Source organism: Spirillospora sp. NPDC049652 (assembly GCF_040675125.1).
Taxonomy (GTDB): Bacteria; Actinomycetota; Actinomycetes; order Streptosporangiales; family Streptosporangiaceae; genus Spirillospora.
In genome coordinates this window covers 1-3,007 of the sequence record NZ_JBFAOF010000885.1, presented here as the reverse complement: position 1 = coordinate 3,007, position 3,007 = coordinate 1, and the positions used below count along the sequence as shown (strand labels likewise).

The following is a 3,007-nucleotide window of genomic DNA, read 5'->3' as shown; positions in this document are numbered from 1 at the left end:
AGCGCGGCGGCCGTGCCGTCCGGCGGGCCGGCCGCCGGGCCGTTCTGGATCTGGACGCTGTCGTCACCGGTCGAGATCTGCCCGGACACCCGGGCGTTCCCGCCGATGCGCACTCCCCGGTCGTCGCCGTGCCGCCGCATACCGCTCCCTCGTGTCGTCCCTACGGGTTCACGCCCTGGGCCTGCCGGACGCGGGAGCCGCGGCCGCCGACCGCGACCTGCCCGTCGATCCGGCCGCCCGTCATGATCACGCCCTGGTTCAGGAGCGTCCCGGCCTGCTCGCGGTAGGCCGACACGTCCACGCCGCACTCGGTGTCCAGGTAGTCGAGCAGCGCCTCGTTGACGCGCCGCTCGATCAGCTTCGCGTACTTGTCCGCGTCCGTGGCCTGCAGGAAGTCGTGCAGGTCGGTGTCGGCCACCAGCTCGCGGACGCTGAGCCGCGAGCCGTAGTCGCGCACGGTCCGCGCCGTCGGGTCGCCGCCGGAGGACGCCGCGATCGCGCCGACCGCCATGCCCCACGCCGCGGCGACCGTCCTCGGCACCGGCAGCAGGACGGCCTCGGCGAAGCCGCGCCAGCCCACCCGGACGGCCTGGCCGAGCAGGACGGGTTCGCTCCACGCCGACAGCAGGTCCACGAGCCGGAACTCGGGCCGGACGGGCGGCAGCACGGTCGCGACGAACTGCCCGTACAGCATCCGGCCCTCGACGGCGAGGTAGACGAACGCGGTGAGGGTCTGGTCGCGGTCGGCGGCGGACGCGAGCGCGCTGCCGTCGCGGCGCAGCACCGGCTGCGTCTGCGCGCCGACGGTGATCCGCTGGTAGCAGCGGACCGCGCCCTGCGGGTGCCGGACGAGCGCGTCCACCGCCTCGTCGCCGGCGAGGGAGTAGGGCAGCCGCGCGACCGGGTCGATCAGCGGGTGGCCGCTGAACGGGCGCGGGTCGGACGCGCCGACCGGGCGTTCGCGCTGCTCGCAGAGGCCCGGCGCGACCACGTGCCAGCCGGTGTTCAGCCCGGCGACCCGCTCGTTCGGCGGCAGCCAGGAGCCTCGGTCGGGCGTTGTGCCGTCCGGGCTGGGCGGCCACTCGTCCCGCATCGCCCGGACGCTCTCCTGGACGCGCCGGTGCATGGTCATCGGGTCGGGCCGTCCCGCCGAGTCCATCGACAGCGGGTCGCCGCCGGGCTCCCCGGTCAGCGGGTCGGCGCCGGGGCGGTCGAGCTCCAGCACGATCGACCACGCGCGGGTCAGGTGCGACCGGACCGGTCCCGCGCCGAGGAACGGGTTGTCGCCCGAGTACAGCGTGACGTTGCCGAGCTGCGCGGCGCGGATCCGCTCCAGCAGGACGTTCACCCGGGGGCTGAGGACGCGCGGGCCCGGCCCGTGCGCGCCGGGCGCGAGCTCGCGGGACAGCGTCCAGAACAGCAGCGCGAGGTGCCCGAAGTAGATCAGCGCGAAGGCCATGAGGGCGAGGGTCATGGTCGCGAACGGGTGCTCCAGCTGGAACACCGTCCATACGTGCTGGATGTTCCAGTCGGCCGTTTCCGCCGCGTACGAGGTTCGGCCGACCAGGGACGCCACGACGACGGTGATCGCCGCGTAGAGGAACGGAGCGGCCAGCGCCCCCGCGGCCACGACCCGCCACTGCCAGCTCAGCGCCCGCCAGCGGATGCGCGCCGCGACCGCCGGGGAGGCCAGCACCCACGCGAGCGAGACGGCGATGCCGGGCGCGACGGCGAGCAGCAGCGTCCAGGCCAGGATGAGGAGCAGGTCGCGGTAGATGCGCAGCCGCCGGGCGCGCAGCGCGTGCCGGATCACCGGTTCGAGGTCGAATCCGAAGGACGGCACGACGGCCCGGTGCTCGTCGTGCAGGTACTCGCGGATCACGGCCGCGCAGACGGCGCGGTTCAGGTAGACGGCGGCGCAGAGGTGCCGCGTGGTGTTCTGCATCGGCCGCGCGGCCGGCGCGGGCCCGGGACGCACGTGCCCGAACGCGGGCGCGGCGCCTTCGGCGACGGTGACCATCCGACCTCCGGCATGCAGGGGGAGGAAGAAAGTACCGGCCGCGCGGTGAACGCCGGGAGGTTCCCGGAGCGATCGTGACGAAACCGTCGCCCAGGGTCGGGACGCCGGTCAGGGAGCGGTGAGGAAGGGGAGCCCGGCGGACGGGTCGTCGAACGGGGCGATGAAGCGGTCCGGCCAGCTCAGCACCGGTTCGAGCCACGACTCGGCGCGCATCGCCGACGCGATGTGCCCGATCTGCTCGTCCTCCTCCATCCCGACCGCCACGAGCGACAGATCGGTGAAGAACGCCGCGTGCTCGTCCTCGCCCGCGAGGGCCAGCAGGGCGAGCGGACGGTTCGCCGCGAGCTCCAGCGACAGCGGGTGGCGGCGCAGGTCGCGCAGGCGGTGGCCGAGGCGGGTGTCCGGGACGTCCCGCAGGCCGGGCAGCCGGAAGTCGAGGGGCGGCGCGAGCGCGTGCTTGTCGGGGGCGCCCGCCCCGTACGGGAACAGCCGGTCCAGCTCGTGCAGCCAGCGCAGTTGCGGGACGACCCACTGCGCCCCCGCGCGGACGCCCGCCAGGTCGTGCGCGCCGCCGAGCATCCTCGTGGCGGCGCCCGCGACCGCGGCGGTCAGGTCGGCGGGCGGGAACGCCGTGCGCAGCGCGCGGGAGCGGCGGGTCACGGCGCGGTCCACGACCGTGGCGAGGGCGCACTCGCGCAGCCGGGGCGCGAGCCGCGACCACGCCCGCTCCAGCTCGGCCGGGACGGCGGGCAGCGGACGGTCCGTCACGTGCGCGAGGACGAGCGTCTCGCCCCACAGCCGCAGCCACGCCCACTCGGCGTTCGCGGCGAGCAGGTCGGCCGCGCGCAGCTCGTACAGGGTGCAGGCGCGGCCGGACCGGCACTCGCCGCCGCACGCGGCCGAGCGGCGGCCGTCCACCGGCGGCGGCGGGCCGGGCCGGACCTCCTCGCGGCCCTCGCCGAGCGGGATCCGGACCCGCAGCTGTTC

Annotated in this window: 1 protein-coding gene and 1 pseudogene; both read right to left on the bottom strand. The window is 75.8% G+C overall.

The genetic code is table 11. The annotated features are described in order from the left end of the window. Positions 1 to 160: 160 nt before the first annotated feature. Positions 161 to 2,020, bottom strand: coding sequence for an AbeC-like domain-containing protein (locus tag AB0J52_RS34350; protein ID WP_500187060.1), 1,860 nt, complete (start codon positions 2,018 to 2,020; stop codon positions 161 to 163). 108 nt (positions 2,021 to 2,128) lie between these two features. Further along, positions 2,129 to 3,007, bottom strand: a pseudogene (locus AB0J52_RS34345) (ATP-binding protein); the annotation flags it as partial.

Excerpts from the sequence above, each read along its gene's own strand:
- AB0J52_RS34350 (WP_500187060.1), bottom strand. The coding sequence starts at position 2,020 with ATGGTCACCGTCGCCGAAGGCGCCGCGCCCGCGTTCGGGCACGTGCGT.